At 25.7% G+C, this 16,801-nt stretch carries 20 protein-coding genes; 15 read left to right on the forward strand and 5 right to left on the reverse strand.

Features of this window, described 5'->3' with window-relative positions; all coding sequences use genetic code 11:
- The first annotated feature begins 194 nt into the window (after positions 1-194).
- The 3 genes from I1959_RS02815 to I1959_RS02825 all read left to right on the forward strand — a co-directional run bounded on the left by I1959_RS02815 (position 195) and on the right by I1959_RS02825 (position 5,713).
- The gene (locus I1959_RS02815; protein ID WP_195237039.1) at positions 195-3,077 is read left to right on the forward strand and encodes a cell wall-binding repeat-containing protein; all 2,883 of its coding nucleotides are present in this window, start codon (positions 195-197) and stop codon (positions 3,075-3,077) included.
- 345 nt (positions 3,078-3,422) lie between these two features.
- Complete coding sequence (locus I1959_RS02820) at positions 3,423-4,724, forward strand: D-alanyl-D-alanine carboxypeptidase family protein (RefSeq protein ID WP_242871335.1); 1,302 nt, start codon at positions 3,423-3,425, stop codon at positions 4,722-4,724.
- A gap of 146 nt (positions 4,725-4,870) precedes the next feature.
- The gene (locus I1959_RS02825; RefSeq protein ID WP_195237040.1) at positions 4,871-5,713 is read left to right on the forward strand and encodes a L,D-transpeptidase family protein; all 843 of its coding nucleotides are present in this window, start codon (positions 4,871-4,873) and stop codon (positions 5,711-5,713) included.
- Between the two features lie 209 nt (positions 5,714-5,922).
- Here the strand turns inward: I1959_RS02825 and I1959_RS02830 are convergent, their stop codons facing one another.
- A complete protein-coding gene (locus I1959_RS02830) occupies positions 5,923-6,573 on the reverse strand; it encodes an N-acetylmuramoyl-L-alanine amidase (protein WP_195237041.1) in 651 nt (216 codons plus the stop codon).
- Between the two features lie 178 nt (positions 6,574-6,751).
- Between I1959_RS02830 and I1959_RS02835 the strand changes: the two genes are divergently transcribed.
- The 7 genes from I1959_RS02835 to I1959_RS02865 all read left to right on the forward strand — a co-directional run bounded on the left by I1959_RS02835 (position 6,752) and on the right by I1959_RS02865 (position 11,015).
- Positions 6,752-7,264 (forward strand): ECF transporter S component, encoded by a 513-nt coding sequence (locus I1959_RS02835; RefSeq protein ID WP_092926403.1) that lies wholly within the window; start codon positions 6,752-6,754, stop codon positions 7,262-7,264.
- Positions 7,265-7,425: 161 nt separating this feature from the next.
- Positions 7,426-7,818 carry an ArsR/SmtB family transcription factor gene (locus tag I1959_RS02840; protein ID WP_166505185.1) on the forward strand — a complete coding sequence of 131 codons (393 nt, stop codon included), beginning with the start codon at positions 7,426-7,428 and terminating at the stop codon, positions 7,816-7,818.
- Between the two features lie 11 nt (positions 7,819-7,829).
- Positions 7,830-8,573 (forward strand): metallophosphoesterase family protein, encoded by a 744-nt coding sequence (locus tag I1959_RS02845; RefSeq protein WP_195237042.1) that lies wholly within the window; start codon positions 7,830-7,832, stop codon positions 8,571-8,573.
- A gap of 151 nt (positions 8,574-8,724) precedes the next feature.
- A complete protein-coding gene (locus I1959_RS02850; protein ID WP_195237043.1) occupies positions 8,725-9,051 on the forward strand; it encodes an arsenic metallochaperone ArsD family protein in 327 nt (108 codons plus the stop codon).
- A gap of 252 nt (positions 9,052-9,303) precedes the next feature.
- Positions 9,304-9,660, forward strand: coding sequence for a hypothetical protein (locus I1959_RS02855; RefSeq protein WP_195237044.1), 357 nt, complete (start codon positions 9,304-9,306; stop codon positions 9,658-9,660).
- 311 nt (positions 9,661-9,971) lie between these two features.
- Positions 9,972-10,331, forward strand: coding sequence for a PH domain-containing protein (locus I1959_RS02860; RefSeq protein ID WP_092926393.1), 360 nt, complete (start codon positions 9,972-9,974; stop codon positions 10,329-10,331).
- Between the two features lie 48 nt (positions 10,332-10,379).
- Complete coding sequence (locus tag I1959_RS02865) at positions 10,380-11,015, forward strand: hypothetical protein (RefSeq protein WP_195237045.1); 636 nt, start codon at positions 10,380-10,382, stop codon at positions 11,013-11,015.
- 107 nt (positions 11,016-11,122) lie between these two features.
- Here I1959_RS02865 and I1959_RS02870 read toward each other — a convergent pair whose 3' ends face one another.
- Both I1959_RS02870 and I1959_RS02875 read right to left on the reverse strand, forming a co-directional pair.
- On the reverse strand, positions 11,123-11,596 hold the full coding sequence (locus tag I1959_RS02870) for a GNAT family N-acetyltransferase (protein WP_195237046.1): 474 nt from the start codon (positions 11,594-11,596) through the stop codon (positions 11,123-11,125).
- Between the two features lie 262 nt (positions 11,597-11,858).
- Positions 11,859-12,062 carry a helix-turn-helix transcriptional regulator gene (locus tag I1959_RS02875; RefSeq protein WP_092926387.1) on the reverse strand — a complete coding sequence of 68 codons (204 nt, stop codon included), beginning with the start codon at positions 12,060-12,062 and terminating at the stop codon, positions 11,859-11,861.
- 238 nt (positions 12,063-12,300) lie between these two features.
- On the opposite strand from I1959_RS02875, the gene I1959_RS02880 reads away from it, so the two are divergent.
- The 4 genes from I1959_RS02880 to I1959_RS02890 all read left to right on the forward strand — a co-directional run bounded on the left by I1959_RS02880 (position 12,301) and on the right by I1959_RS02890 (position 14,662).
- On the forward strand, positions 12,301-12,948 hold the full coding sequence (locus I1959_RS02880) for a VanZ family protein (RefSeq protein WP_207733510.1): 648 nt from the start codon (positions 12,301-12,303) through the stop codon (positions 12,946-12,948).
- A gap of 114 nt (positions 12,949-13,062) precedes the next feature.
- Positions 13,063-13,212: a hypothetical protein gene (locus tag I1959_RS15430; protein WP_243239967.1), complete on the forward strand. Its 150-nt coding sequence runs from the start codon at positions 13,063-13,065 to the stop codon at positions 13,210-13,212.
- A 57-nt stretch (positions 13,213-13,269) separates the two neighbouring features.
- Entirely contained in the window at positions 13,270-13,797 is a 528-nt protein-coding gene (locus tag I1959_RS02885) for an MBL fold metallo-hydrolase (RefSeq protein WP_243239968.1), read from the forward strand.
- A 451-nt stretch (positions 13,798-14,248) separates the two neighbouring features.
- Positions 14,249-14,662, forward strand: a complete 414-nt coding sequence (locus I1959_RS02890; protein WP_195237047.1) for a universal stress protein — start codon at positions 14,249-14,251, stop codon at positions 14,660-14,662.
- A 453-nt stretch (positions 14,663-15,115) separates the two neighbouring features.
- Here I1959_RS02890 and I1959_RS02895 read toward each other — a convergent pair whose 3' ends face one another.
- On the reverse strand, positions 15,116-15,289 hold the full coding sequence (locus tag I1959_RS02895; RefSeq protein ID WP_195237048.1) for a hypothetical protein: 174 nt from the start codon (positions 15,287-15,289) through the stop codon (positions 15,116-15,118).
- Positions 15,290-15,331: 42 nt separating this feature from the next.
- Positions 15,332-15,721: a DUF2500 domain-containing protein gene (locus tag I1959_RS02900; protein ID WP_330615154.1), complete on the reverse strand. Its 390-nt coding sequence runs from the start codon at positions 15,719-15,721 to the stop codon at positions 15,332-15,334.
- Between the two features lie 360 nt (positions 15,722-16,081).
- On the opposite strand from I1959_RS02900, the gene I1959_RS02905 reads away from it, so the two are divergent.
- Positions 16,082-16,795: a polyphosphate polymerase domain-containing protein gene (locus tag I1959_RS02905; RefSeq protein ID WP_242977278.1), complete on the forward strand. Its 714-nt coding sequence runs from the start codon at positions 16,082-16,084 to the stop codon at positions 16,793-16,795.
- The last annotated feature ends 6 nt before the right edge of the window (positions 16,796-16,801 follow it).

A 16,801-nucleotide genomic window follows, 5' to 3' on the forward strand; every position in this document is an offset into this window, starting at 1 on the left:
ATAGATATATATACTAGAATATTATATTTAATAATACAATTGTAGATTTGATTGTTGAGAATTATTTCCACTATTGAAATCCACGAAAATACATTGACAATTTTGTCAATGTATTTTTGTTTTAGTGTATAAAGATTTTAATAAAAATAGTATAATTAATTTTAAGGGCATTATTACAAATAGGGGGAAGTAACATGAGAAAATATAATAAAAATATGGGGATTATTTTATCGGGAGTAGTAATAGCTACGACTACACAAATCACAACACTATCATATGCATTAGAAGACGATAAAATCCAAACTAAACTAGAAAAAAACATAGAAGAAAAAGTTACACAATCTTCTAATTATGCAAAATCAGAGGTTGCAAAAGTAACAAATGAAAAAGAGTTAGTAGCAGCATTGAGAAATGAAAATATAAAAACAGTAGAGATAAAAAATGATATAGTCATAACTCGACATGCAAGTGATCCTGAGAGGATAGAAGTAAATGGAAAGGAAAAAGAAATAAAGGGAAATGGACACACAGTAAGCGCTATCAAAGAAAATATAACAATATGGATATGTGCGAATACAAAGATAGATAATCTAAAGATAAATCAAATAAGAATATCTAGTTGGAGTGGAACTAACTTAGATATAGTAAACAACAGTGAAATAAACAATGTAAGACTAGAGATTTCAATGAATACAAGGTTAGAAAATGTAAGAATAAATAAAACTATAATACAAAATAGCAAAAACTTAGTTATAAAATCAAGTAAAATGGACTCGAGTTCAATTTCTCATTATGGAGGTATGGGTGGCATTGCGAAGATAATTGATACTGAAATAAATGGGAATCACTGGAGGGATGATATAATACATACGTATGATAGCAAGAGTAATAAAGCATCCATATATTTATCCGGAGGGGATATAGAATTAGAGGATGTAAAAATAACAAATCCAGATGATTATGCAATATATGCAGTAGGTTCTAGTATAATAGATCAATTAGAAGAGCAAAAGATAAGAATAAAAGGAACATTAGATATAGATGGGGTACAAAAAGAAGCAATATTGTTAAAGATGAATAATGATAGTAATAAAAGTGTGCCACTAGAACTTCATATAGACGGAGATATAAAGCAAAAAGGGGATACATATACAATAAAGGCAGAAAATAAAGGCAACAATATTAAGGTACACTATGATGAAAGTAAGATAGAAAAAGGAACTGACCCATGGTCAAATGAATATTACAACACTAAAAATAGAGAAGGAAACACACCACCACTTCCGAATTATGAAAATCCATTTGTAGTAGTAACAAATGAATATGATTTTCTAAGAGCATTAGAAGACCCAAATGTAAAAACTCTAAATATAAGAAATGATATAGTTATAAATGGACCTGAAGGCGAACTATTTAGTATAAGGATAGAAGGAAATGAAAAAGAAATAAAAGGAAATGGATATACAATAAGTAATAGTGCAGGACCAAACTTGTTTTACATATATGCAAATACAAAAATGGATAATTTAAAGCTAGATAGAGGAAGGATATTCACTGTAGAAGGAAAGAGTTTAGATATAGTAAATAACAGCGAAATAAATGATATATTCATAGAGTTTACAAATAATATATTATTAGAAAATATAAAAATGAATAAATCATCAGTATATGGTAATGGGAACTTAGTTGTAAATTCAAGTAAATTAAAAAATAGCTCGATTTCAATCTCAGACTATTATAAAAATAAAGGTGGAGTAGCTAAAATAACTAATACTGAAATAGATAGTCGAGCTAATGCAATAGATTTAAGTGGAGGAAATATAGAATTAGAAAATATAAAAATAACAAATCCAGGAGACCACGCAATATATGTAAAAGGGAGCAAGAAACTTGAAAGTAAGATGAGAATAAAGGGAACATTAGAGATAGATGGTTCAAAAAAAGATGCAATAGTTCTGAAAAAAGGCGATAATAGTAGTACAGATAATCCAGTAGAGCTATATATAGATGGAGATATAAAGCAAAAAGGAGATACATACACAATAAAGGCAGAAGATGAAGGTAAATACACTAAGGTATATTATGATGAAAATAAAATAAAAAAAGTAATTGATAAGTGGTCACATACTTATTATAGTACGAAAAATAGAGAAGGAAAAGAACCACAGTCTGTCGTATATGAAAATAAGCTAGTTGGAGATGATAGATATCAAACAGCTGTAAAAGTAAGTAATGAAGGGTGGAAAAACTCATCCCAGGTAGTAATAGTAAATTCAAATTCAATAGCAGATGCACTTAGTGCAACACCATTTGCAAAACGTAAAGATGCACCAATACTTCTAACAGGACCAGATAAATTAAATAGTGAAACTAAAAAAGAAATATCAAGGCTTAACGCTAAATATATTTTTGTAATAGGTGGAGAAAGCTCTGTATCAAATTCAATTATAAATGAATTAAAGTCTATGAATATTACTGTAGAGAGGATAAGTGGAAATGATAGATATAAGACTTCTTTAGAAGTAGCTAAAAAATTATATCCTGCATCATCAGAAATAGCAGTTGTAAATGGAGTAACAGGACTTCCTGATGCAATAAGTATTGCTCCAGTTGCAGGGGATAGATATATGCCAATAGTATTAGCATCACCAAATGAAGGAACTAAGGTATTTGATCAATATATAAAAGATAACGAGGTATCAAAATCTTACGTTATAGGAAGTGAAGCATCTATATCAAATGAGATAGCTAATAAACTACCAAATCCAGAAAGATTGGGTGGAATAGATAGAAATGAAACTAATGCAGCTATATTAGAAAAGTTTTATACAAATGAAGAATTAAATAACATATTTATTGCTAAAAATGGAATGAAGAAGCCAGATGATTTAATAGATGCACTTTCAGTAGGGGTGCTAGCATCTAAAGAAAAGTCACCAGTAGTTATAGTAGGAAATGATTTAAATGCTAAGCAAGAAAGTATACTATCCAAAAAACAACCAGGCAAAATAACTAAGGTTGGTGGAAATGGAAATGAAAATGCATTTAATAAATTAGTAAATATGTTTAAGAATTAATTTGGAGACAATATTATAATCGAGGGTATTATTCCTACGAATCGTCTTTAACATTGAAATTTACGAAAAAGCTATTGATAAATTATCAATAGCTTTTTAATTTTATATAAAAAATATATCTCTAGATAATAGAAGATAGTTGTTATTTTTCACATTATAAATAAGTTTTTGTTTATTTATTATTAATATAGTATAATTAAAAAGAAATCGATTAAATCACTCTTATTCTATTAGTAAGAGTGCTTTCTTACGTCTAAGAAGGCTATATTTAGGCTAAGACCAAGAAAAAAGCTATAAAACTTTAAAAGTAGCAACTAATAATATACGATAGAAATGAGGTTTAAAGTGAAAAAATTTAAGTCTTTTAAGACAATAATTCTAACAATTTTAATATTAGCACTAACATCTGTTAGTAGTTTAGCTAATGCCCAAGATAACACAGGTCAAATCCAAGGAATAGTTGCTCAGTCAGCAATAGTTATGGATATGGATACTGGCGAAATTATAGCATCAAAAAATGCCGATAAGCAAATGCCTGTAGCAAGTACTATAAAATTACTAACATCATTAATTTACGCAGAAAATACTTCAAAGTCAGAGCAGATTTCGTTTACTGAAGATGCACTTAAAACTACTCAAACAGCATTAAATAACTTTAAAAAGGTTAATCCAGGAGATAAAATTTCAAGTGATGATCTTATGAAAGCAGTTATGATTTTTTCTGCTAATGATGCTGCATATTTAATGGCAGACTCTGTAGCTGGAAATACTAAAGATTTCGTAAAGATGATGAACGACAGAGCAAAGTCTATGGGATTAAAAGATACACATGTAGTAAATCCATGTGGATTAGAAAGTAATGCTCTAAATCCAGAAAATAAAGAAATAAACTTATCAAGTGCATACGATATAGCAATAATTGCAAGAGAAGCTTTTAAGAATGAATGGATTAGAGATACAATATCAGAAAAAAATAAAAAGGTAACTGTTAACCTAGCAGGATCACCTGTTATTATTGAAACAAGAAATAAAATGCTTGGCCAACATGGCAATATAGGTGGAAAGACAGGAAATGAAGCTAAAGCAGGTCGCTGCTTTGTTGGTTTCTTTGAAAGAGATGGTAGAAAATTAGTTACAGTTGCTCTTAATTCTGTGTATGGGGCAAATGATGTAGATGTATTTAATGATACAAAGATAATTGCAGATGATGGATATAATGCTAAAAAGCAAGTATTTAAAAAAGCTGGAGAAAAGATTGATACAGTAAAATTAGAGTACAAGTTATTTGGGTTATTCGGGCCTAAAAAGACTGTAGATGCTCCAATTGTAGTATCAAAAGATATAATGTATTATAAAAATCCTATCAATGATAAAAATGCAAAAATAGAATATAACACTAAAGATAAAAATGCATGGAAATTAGCAGATAAAGAAGTAGAGCTAACATTTTCATTACCAAATTATAAAGCAAAGGTACCAGGAAAAGTGGATATATCATTATTTGATTTAATTAAAGCTAATATAGTACCATATGGTATTTTTGTTGCTGTTGTAGGAGTTGTTTTAGCAGTGTCTATAATATTGTATAGGAAAATATCTACAAATAGAATGCGTAAAAGAAAAGGATATATATTTTATAAAAAATAAATATAAAAAGCACATTGATTAATTAGTCAATGTGTTTTTTATATTTAAGAATAAAAATTTTGTATTAGCTAGTATTGAGTATAATGGTGCCAAATAAAGAAAAAGCCTCATAGGATATTATAAGAAAGTAAATTTAGAGGTGAAGTATGAAAGAATATAAAAGACAACAACAAAATTTATATAAGTATACCTTAGCTAACACTAATCTAAGAGAAGAAAAGTCTACTTCTTCAAATGTAATCACTGTAATACCTGCAAGGTCTAAGGTTCAAGTTATTGAAGCTGAAGAATATTGGTATGAAGTATTATATAATGGAAAAAGAGGATATATATATAGTGATTATTTATCCAAAACGAAATATACATGGACAGATGTTACTTTAAGATCTTATCAATCTGCTGAATCAAATCCAGTAACTACAATTCCTCCAAAATCTATAGTACAAGTTCTGTCTGTAAATGGAGATTGGAGTCATGTTATGTATAATAATCAAGAAGGATATATATTTAGCTATTTCCTTTCTGATGATGGAAACCTACCTAAAGAATATGATTTTAAGTACTTTTACACAGATATGACAAAGTTTGTAAATGATAATAAAATTAAAAGCCCCACTACAAATTTAATTACAACAGATTTAAAAAATAAGCTTACTTATATATTTGAAAAAAATCATGATGGTTCATGGAATTTACTTTATAAGTGGTCATGTACAGTAGGAAAACCTAGTACACCAACTATTAGGGGAACTTTTTATGTTAGCGGTAGAAAGCCTTACTTTGGTTCTGATATTTATAGGGTAAAATACGCTACTAGAATCCGAGGTAGCTACTATTATCATTCAATTTTATTTAATGCAGCAGGAACTGAAATAATTGATGATAGACTTGGTATGGCTTTGAGCCATGGATGTGTTAGATTAGCTACAGAAAATGCTAGGTGGATTTATAATAATGTATTAGATAAAACTACTATAATTATAAACTAACTGATAATTTAAATTCATTTTAATTTCTTTAAGTCTATAATTTTCAGATAATATTATCAATATAAGATGTATTTGAATATAGATTAAGTATAAGGTTTAATATTTATAAGAAGGAGGAACGAATCGTTCCTCCTTGATTTATATATTATTAAAATTGAGAATAAATATAATTAGATAATATATTTTATACTTTTTTACACATCTATCTCTTATATTATATAAGCATCACTAAATCCTTTAGATATAGCTTTGTTTTTAAAATTTATAGCATTTTCTCTATCCTCAAAAGCTCCTATACACACACGATATAGTTTTTTATTATTCACTTCCTTATTTACAAAAGCTAAAAGCTCATTAGATATTGTATTTGCTATATTTTCCAGGAAATAACTATTAGATAGATTTTTCTCAAATTCTATATTTGATATAAAATCTATTTCTATTAATAGTGCAGGCATTGTTGTTTTTCTAAGCACATAAAATTCTTTTGATATTTTCACTCCTCGATTTTTAGTATTTATTGATTTTGATAGAGAATTACAAATGTTTTTAGATAGGTTATATAGTTTTGAATTTTTGTCGTATACCCATACTTCGCATCCTCTTACTGATTTATTACTTGATGAATTTAGGTGGATACTTATAAAGTAATTACATTTTTCTTTGTTTGCCTTATTTACTCTTTCTTCTAGTGTGTGGTATGTATCATTTGTTCTACTTGTTATTATAGTTTCATTTGATTTTTCTAATGTATTTTTTATTAAGTTTCCTACCTTTAAGACTACGTCGCTTTCTTTTGAAAACTCTCCCAATGCTCCTGGGTCTTTGCCACCATGACCAAAGTCTAAGTACCATTTCATATTATCAACTCCTTTTTATTAGATTCTATTAGAGAGATGCTTTAAGTTAAATTAATATATGTGTATGAGTTTAGTTTGTCCTTAAAAAACAAATTGTATGGTTACAATTAATATTGAGAATTTTTATAAACACAAATATAATTAACTTATAAGATACTAAAAATTTGGAGGGAGTAAAATGGATAATAAAACTAAAAAAATTGTAATAAATGGACTTATGATAGCCTTAGTATGCCTTGCTACAATGACTATTCAAATTCCAATACCTGGAACACAAGGATATGTAAATGTAGGTGATAGTGTAATATTTATTTCATCAATTTTATTTGGACCATTTACAGGAATGATTGCAGGGGGAGTAGGTTCAGCACTAGCAGATATTTTAAGTGGATATTCTCATTGGGCATTATTTACTCTTATTATAAAAGGTTTAGAAGGATATATAGTAGGTGTTACTATATTAAAAAGACATACAATGATAAATATGGTTTCTTCAACTTTACTAGGAAGTATAGTTATGGTAATTGGTTACTTTTTAGCAGGTATATTATTAAATGGAGGTGTTTTAGTTTCAGCAGGTTCTATACCAGCAAACATAGTTCAAGGAATAACAAGTATAGTTATAGCAGTTCCTATTACTTGCTCTTTAAGAAAAACAAGTTATGTAAAGCGTCTTAATGCTCAACACTAAAAATAAAGCCAAGGATTTTTATCCTTGGCTATTTTTATTATATTAAGCTAATTATAAAGAAGAAGGATATAAAAAAGAATTGATATAATAGTTTACAAAATTAATTTTTTAGCATACCATATGATTAAAAGTGAATATGATAATTTGATGAAGGAGATTTTATGAAGATAATACAAATGTTAAAGGCTCTAGGAGATGAAACTAGAATAAGAATAGTCAATATTTTAAGAGAAGGTCCATTATGCGTTTGTGAAATTGAATCAATACTTAGAATTACACAATCTAATGCATCTAGGCATTTGAATAAGTTAATGAATGCTAATATAGTTACTTATTACAAAGAGGCAAAATATGTGTATTATAAATTAGATGAAAAAACTTTAAAAAAATATAACTTTATAAAAGTTTTTTTAGAAAATGAATTAGATAAAGAGGAAAAATTAAAATATGACTATGATATTTTAACAGCCTATAAAGATGCTGGATTAAATTGTGAAAATGTATCTAAAGTTAAAGATATAATTTGTAAAATTAACAAAAGAAAATCACTTTAGGAGGGAAGAACATGAGAATAGCAGTAATATCAGATATACACAGTAATATATATGCACTTGATAAAGTTTTATTAGATATTGACAAAAAAAATGTAGATATGATAGTATGCACAGGTGATCTAGTAGGATATGGAACTCGACCAAATGAAGTTATACATAGGATAAAGGAAGAAAATATACTTACTATAATGGGAAATTATGATGATGCTATAGGAAACTCTAAAATAGTATGTGGATGTGATTATCCAGATCCTAAAGATGCTCATAATGCTGGACTTTCAATGCATTTTACAGGGAAAGAAATAACTGAAGAAAATAAAAAATATTTAAGAAATCTTCCGAAAGAAGTAGTATTAATTTTTAACAATAAAACTATAAGATTTGTTCATGGAAGTACTAGAGCAATAAATGAATACTTAAAGGAAAACTCTAAAGAAGCAGATGAAGTTATGAACGAGTTGGTAGAGGATATATTAGTTTGTGGTCATACGCACATACCATATGCAAAGTATCATGGAGAAAAATTACTTGTAAATGCAGGAAGTGTAGGAAAGCCAAAAACTAATAGACCTGATGCAAATTATGTAATTATAGATATAAAAAATAATGATGAGTTATCAAAAACGTATTCAAGTGTTGAAGTTGAAATAATTGAAGTAGAATATAATTTTGAGAAACTAGCAAAAGAAATTGAGGAAAATGAAATACTTCCAAATAAATTTGCAAGACTTATAAGAGAGGGTAACTCAAAATAAATCTATATTTAAGATAACATATTTATATTAAATATAAGTAAACATATTCATAAATTTGAATATGTTTATATAAGTAAGAAGTATTTGTTGAAGTAGCAAATAAAACCAGATACTAGTTTGTAAAATAAAATTATATAGAAGGTGAATAATTGTGAGAATAGAGATTTTTGAATCAATGAATTATGGAATACAAGGTTTAACGGATACATCTAAGGATATGAAAGCTTCAAAATTTCATCAAGATTTAAATATGTTAAAGTCTCAATATAATGATATAGAAGTTTTAACTTATAAGGTGGATGTGTATGGAGTTAGACCTAAAAAAATAGATTTTTTAATAAATACAGGTGGAAATAAGTTAGTTAAGGAAATGAGCAATAAAAAGTTACCTATAATATTTGTAAATGATGAGATTATCAAATGTGGAGAATATCCAAATATAGAAGAAATTAAAGCGTATATACAAGCTAGTAACTAGTTTTAAATATAAAAGCATAAAAATAATGAGGAGTGATTCGTTCCTTATTTTTATTTGTATAATATGTAAAAATATAATTGAAAGACTAAAAAAGCAATATATGAAAGGTATATAAAGTATTATGGAAAAAGAAACAATATTCTTGTTTAATTAATTTTAAAAGCTAATATAGGTGTATATATTTGATACAAATCGTAACTATTATATCTAACCTAATATATTATATAATTATAAATAAAAGGGGAGATTTATATGTCAAATATTAAAAATGATTGTAATATTATTCAAAATCATATAAAAAAATCAAAGTCTAATTTAAGTGTATTTATGTATACAACTAACGCAATTATGTTTATGCTAATGACACCTTTTGTTAAACTTCACGAGAAACACTTTAAGAAAGTTGAAGAATATGTAAATATCCTTAATGATTATTGTAAAGAAAATAATTTAGATATAAAATTTGATAAATTTTATGAATTTGAAAACTCATCTATTATGTACAGTCAATTACAACTAGGAGCATTAACCGTTAAACAATATGAAGCAAGAATAAAATATTTAAATACCCTAAACGAGAATATTGAGTCTTTAAAAGGGTGTATATAAATAATTGTGAATCGTAATTAAATTATTTATATATTTTTATAACTTAATAACATAAATAAAAAGTGATTTAGAATAATTTCTAGTCACTTTTTTTATTTAACTAAACATTTTTAAAAGGTCTTATTTTACAATATATTAAATGAAAAAATTAATATATTAATACATTTAACTGTAAATTCTACCAAAAAAATATAAAAAAATTAATAAGACGACTAAAAATAGCAAATTTCGACAAGGTAGATATGTATAATTAATATGGTGAAAATCAAAATAACAATATCTGGTATTTAATAAAGAAAAGGAGATAAAGTATGAACATAGTAAAATTAGGATTTTTCGGATATGAAAATATGGGAAAAGAACATGAAGGATTCAATCACTTCTTAGGAACTAATGAAGAAATAATATACTCATTTAAAGGAATAAGAGATGAACTTGTATTTACAGACAAAAGAGTAATAATGCTTAATATCCAAGGATTAACAGGAAAGAAAAAAGAATTTAGGTTTTTCCATTACAACAAAATAAACAGCTATGCAATAGAGAGTTCTGGAAGTTTTGATTTAGATAGTGAAGTTAAGTTAGTAATAGGTAGTGTTCAATATGAGTTTGAACTAGGCAAAGGCATAGATGTAATGGCTATAGGTAGATTAATAAGTGATGCAGTATAAAAATTTTTAAATAGGAATAATAAATTTTATATCAAGGAGAGCAATTATATGAATAAGTTTTTAACTAAAATTAGGGAAATGGGTGCAAAGAAAGTAATAAGCTATATAGTTACATTTGTAGTAGCAGCTTTCCTAGGAATAGGTATGGGAGCATCTGGTATGGTATCAAAAGCTGACTATGACGAATTAAAATCAAAGTATGATAAAGTAAGTAATGAACTAGAAAGCTCAAAGAATACAGTAAATGAATTACAAGCAAAAGTAGATGAAGCAAAGCCATTTTTTGAAATGAAAGATGCAGAAAAAGAGGCTATGAAAATAGAAACTCATAAAAAAGAAGAAGAAAATAAAAAAGAGCAAGAAAGAATAGCTCAAGAGAAGAAAAAAGAAGAAGAAGCAAAAAAACAAGCTGAATTAGATGCAAGAAGTATAACTTTAGGAAATGGAACTTATTTAGTAGGTAAGGATATACCAGAAGGTATATATGATTTATATGCTGTAAAAGGTGGAGGAAATGTAATGTCATCTGACTTTAGAGTAAATCTAATAATGGGTGTAAATGGAAATGATGATTTTTATCAAAGAGAAGAACAAAATGTAGTACTAAAGGATGGCACTAATATAGAGCTAAAAGGGGTTACGGTAAAATTTGTTCCAGATGATGGGTACGTTATAAATAACTAATAAAAAAAGAGGAACGAATCGTTCCTCTTTTTTTATTTGGATGTGTTATATACTAGATATAAAATTTATAGTAGGAGTAAAATGCTTATAAATTTAAGATTATTCATTTAATACGAAGATAAACTGGAATTTATATATTTTTTCATTATATAATTTGTTAGCCTTATACCATTTCTTTCAACAAATTGTTTTTTTATTACTTTATATCCGCGCTTTTCAAAAAATGGTTTTGCAGTTATGGATGAATGAGTTATAATGTGTTCTACAGGGTAGTGTTTTTCTAATATATCACAAAGAGCAGTAGCAATACCCATATTTTGATAATCCTTGTGTACATATAATCTATCTAGATATCCTTCATTATTAATATCACCAAAGCCAATTATCATATTATTTTCTTCTGCAACCAATGTATAGTTATTTAAAAAAGATTTATCCCATTTATAAATATCAACATTTCCCGTAGCCCATACATTTAATTGTTCTTGTGTATAGTCTTTTGCATTAATGAAATGAACAGTATTATAAAACAAATCTGCTATTTTATCACAATCACTTGATTTATATTCTCTTATCTCCATATTTCTTTTCCTCCGAAATTTCTATTTATTTTAAATACATACTTGGTCTTTATTAAATATCTTTTTAAAACTTTATATATCTATATTACAACTTAATTTAAAAAAAGTAATTAATTATCAACAATTATTTAAAATAGAGCAAAATAAAAAAAGACCAGTTTTTTCTAGTCTTTTTATTGTTTATAATTTTATATATTATTTAGTATAACAAGTTTATATTTTAAGTTATTAATTGGTTAATTACAATATTTTTCAATACTATTTAAAATTCAAAGATAAATAGTTTTTCAAGGGGAGTATTTAACTCCTTTGAAATTCTAACAGCTAATTCAAGTGAAGGATTGTACTTTGCATTTTCTAAGCGAGCTATAGTTTCTCTTCTAACATTAACTTTATTAGCTAATTCTTCTTGGGTTAATTCATTAAATTGACGATACTTTTTTAAGTTACTAATAAATTTTGCCATAATTTTAGTTTCCTGTATCAAATTTGTAAGTTAAAAATGCCACCTGTTAATGTGATATATTGATATCTCTATATTACATATATATCACACTCATTTTATATTATGACTTAAATTTAAAAAATACATCTTAATAAATATTAAGAGCTTCTTAATATTTTCTTAATATTTAAAAATTACTATTATGCTAGTATTTATATTAATAAACAAATCAAATTTTGAAAGGAGATAACTTATAATTATGTCGAGTCTTTATCCATTTATTTGTGTAATATTACCTTGTTTAATATACCAAATATTTGCTATAAAACAGGGAGATTTAAAAGAAAAAACATATCTAGTACCACATTTAATATGGGTATATATTTTCTTAATTTATATTTATTTAGCAATTAGTGTAGCAGGGATTGGTAGTGTATGGGATATAGGTCAATATAGTGGAATTATTAGATTAGAAGAAATAAATTTAATTTTATTTAACTCAAATGGTATTTTGACTTATATTTTAAATATTATTATGTTTATGCCTTTAGGATTTTTACTTCCTTTGATTTGGGAGAGATTTAGAAATCCTATTAGAGTATTTCTAACTGGAGTAGGCTTTTCATTAGCAATTGAGATTTGTCAACTATTCAACCATAGAGCTACAGATATTGATGATTTAGTAATGAATTCTTTAGGTGCTGTTTTGGGGTATTTTATATGGATATTTGTAAGCAATTTATTTAATAGCATAAATAAAGAAATTGCTTTTATATCTAAAAGTGAAGATACTATGGATACATATAAAACCACTATGTCCATATCTAAAAATGAGGCTATCATATATCTTATATTATCTGTTTTAGGAGAATTTTTCTTGTACAATTGGTATATTTTCCCTAACTAAGCTATTATATATTAAAAAGATAACTTTTGTATTGTATAATATCAATAAATCAGATGGTTATATGTTAAATAATTTAGATACTAATTTATTGGGGAAAAGATTGGGGGATTATATTTGATAATAACAACTTTAGTTGAGAATACTACAATATCAAAAGAATATAAGAAAAAACATGGATTGTGCTTACATATTAAAACTAGAGAACATAGTATTTTGTTTGATGTAGGTCCAGATGATACATTTATAAAAACGCTAGAAAGCTAAACATTGATATTTCTGATGTTGATATAGTTATTATTTCTCACGGGCTATACTTCAATAATGAAGTTTGCAAAATATTATGTAGGGCTAGGTGCTAAAATTAAGAATAATCATAGAATTGTTTTAATTGATGGTAATTATAAATTAGATGATAGTATATATTTATTTTCAAATGTTAAAGAAAATAATTTAATTCCAAATTCAAATAAATCACTACTAAAAAAAGAAGAAGATAGATATGTTCAAGATAATTTTAATCATGAGCAAAATCTTATTTTAAAAGAAAATAATAAATATACACTTATTGCAGGTTGTTCTCATCGTGGTATAACTAATATTATAGAAACAGCAGAGAAGATAATTGGTAACAATTTAGATATGACTATTGCTGGATTTCACTTGTTCAATCCTGTATCAATGAAAAGTGAGAGATTTGAATTTATTGAGTTAATGAGCGAGAAACTATCAAATAAAAATATGGATTTTTATACTTACCACTGTACAGGTATAAAGCCATTTAATATATTAAAACAACGCCTTAAAAATCAAATTAAATATTTATCAACAGGTCAAGAAATTGAAATCTAATTAGTAATTGTAATGGGATAGGTATTTTTATTAAATGTATGCATACTATATATATAGTAAAAAATGGTTTAAATACATTTAGAGATGAATTAATAAAATTAAGTTTGACATTTCTTTATTCTGAGAGGCTTTACAAGGGTTGAAGATATTAGATTTTTTTAAAACTATTACCTAAATACAAAATTAAGTAATAGTTGAAATTTGCATTCTTAAATTTTATCATTTTTATTATTTATAAAATACTTATAAAACAATGAGCTAAATCCTCCTATTCTAGAAGTTATAATAGAATCAATAAGTTCAATCATTGGCATAATAACCATTCCTTTTAATTTTTAAATTTTTATAATAATTTGGGAAATGTTTTCCAAAAAAGACTATTTTTCTACAATATTTTCTGATAATATATTAATTATACAGTTAATATTTCTTAAAAAGGATGTGTTGAGAAATGAAAAAAATATTAATTCCTATTGATGGAACAGAAAGAAGCCAAAAATCTTTAGATTTTGTATCAAATAATTTTTCTAAAGATGAAGTTGAAATAGTATTGATAACTGTTAGTGATATTAGCTTAACTAATATTACAAATCCAATGATTATAGACATGAAGATAGAAAAATCTCAAAAAGAAGCAGGTATTATGTTAGAAAAGTTTAAGAATAAATTGCAAGGATATAAAGTAGAAAAATATTGGATATTGGGAGATCCAGGCAAAGAAATTATATCAAAATCAATAGATGGTAAATTTGATGAAATAATAATGACCAAATCTACTAAAAAGAACTTTATTGATTCTATAGGTTCTGTAACTTTATATGTGGTAAAAAAATCTAAATGTACAGTTACTATAGTACCTGAATAGTAAGAGGATTAAATTTTAAAGATTAGATAATTAAAGAAAATGTATAATAAATGCAAATAATATAGATAAAAATAAATCAAAAGTAGTATAATAAATAAAATTTTATAAAAAAGAAAAAAGAGTGTATTTACTAAAATGTAGCAATTTCAATAGATACACTCTTTTTTACTATTTTGAGAATTTAAATTTAGAAATTTGTTATAAACTTTATGTATGAAGAATTATTATATATATCTTTAGGGCTTTTATAAATAAAGTAAGTTAATAAAAGCTTACTACTAAAATTTCAAGAGTTAAAGCTATATATATTATATAGCTTATAATTAGATATTCTATTTTAGAGGCTTAGAATACACTTCTTTTAAATATTTAAGTCTATTAAGCATTTTATTTAAGTTTTTATCAACACTTTCATGTGTTTCTTTTCCTTCATAACCTAATTCTTTATTTACATCAAATATTTGTTAATTCAGAACTAACTATATTATAGTCATTAAGTATGTTTATAGTTTCATATTCATCATTTACATAATTTTCATAACTATCTTTTAGATATTTCTCAAATAATAATTCCTCTATATCTGTTTTATTAGTCGTAGATGTTTTAATTACAGGATAATTATCCAATAAAACCTGTATAAAGATTTATAAATAAACATATTCTGGAGATTAAATCTCTCTTTTAAACTCTAGATATCTACTCCCTTGAAATTTCAAAGTCCCTACATCTCCCTCAACAATCATACCAAATTCTTTTCCTGAAACACTAAACTCCATTCTATCAGTACTTTCAAACTCAAATGTAATATAATAGTTTGTAGATGAACCTCCGTTATGATGTACTCCATTTGAGTCAACATGTCCAGCGTGTCTTATAACTTCACTTCTTTTAGAAACAACTTTACTTTTTACATCTAATATAGGTTGTTTATTATTGTAAGACCATTGATTAACACCTCTAATTATATTAATTATAATTGTACCTAAAATAAGAAAAAAGATTATAAAAAACATGACCGTAAATAAGTCAAAAGTTGGATCAAAAAAATACATATCCATAATAGATACCCCTCATTTCGTATATATTTTAAAAATGTAATTTATGCTAATTTTAAGCTATAGATTCATTTATGTGGTAACAAAATAGATACATTTTTGATTATTCTTAAAAAATACATACTAAAGAAATCTAGTAAAAAAGCCCTTAAAATCTAAATAAATAGATTCTAAGGGCTTTAACTTTATGTAAAATCTATAAATATATTTATTTGATAAATCTTAAATAAGCATTCATGGTATCAGTATATTCTAAATTAATTATATTTTTATTTAAATATTTCTTTAATATTAGAAAAAAAGTCCCTAAATATTTAAAAAAATTTGTATTATATATCGAAAGATAATTTAGGAGGTGAAAATATGAGCAATATTGACATGTTATCTGTATCAAGAAAAGAAGTAAAGTTTTTAGTTTCTCTTATAGATAGAATTTACTTGTTAAATTCTTTAAGTAAAGTATTAACTCCAGATAAATATGGTGATTATAATGGCTATAAAACAAGAAGTGTATATTTTGATAGTATTGATAATGAAGATTTTACACAAAAGTTAGTAAAAACTGAAAAAAGAAAGCGTGTAAGACTAAGAATATACAACACTACGGATACTTTTGCTAAGTTTGAAATTAAGCGAAAACATTTAGACAGAGAATTAAAAGAAAGTATAACAATTTCTAAAGAAGATGCAATAAAGTTAATAAATGGAGATTATTCTGTACTATTAAAATATAATAATAATCCTCTTTCACATTATGCATTTAATCTAATGAAAACTCATAATTATAGACCAGTTTCTATGGTTGAGTATGATAGGAGAGCATTCACACATGAAAGCTTTAATACAAGAATAACTCTTGATAACAATTTAAGGTATACAAACTTTAATTATAATTTATTTGATGAAGATATAAACTTCAAACAAGCTATGCCTAAGGATCAAACTATTCTTGAAGTTAAATATGATAGATTCTTGTTTTATCAGATACAAGAAATTTTATCAAAATGTAATTTTATTGGGAAGCCTCCAAGCAAGTATGGAACATCAAGACAATTATTAAATAGATATTATTATTAGACAGGA

Source organism: Romboutsia sp. 1001285H_161024_C4 (assembly GCF_015550185.1).
GTDB lineage: Bacteria > Bacillota > Clostridia > Peptostreptococcales > Peptostreptococcaceae > Romboutsia_C > Romboutsia_C hominis.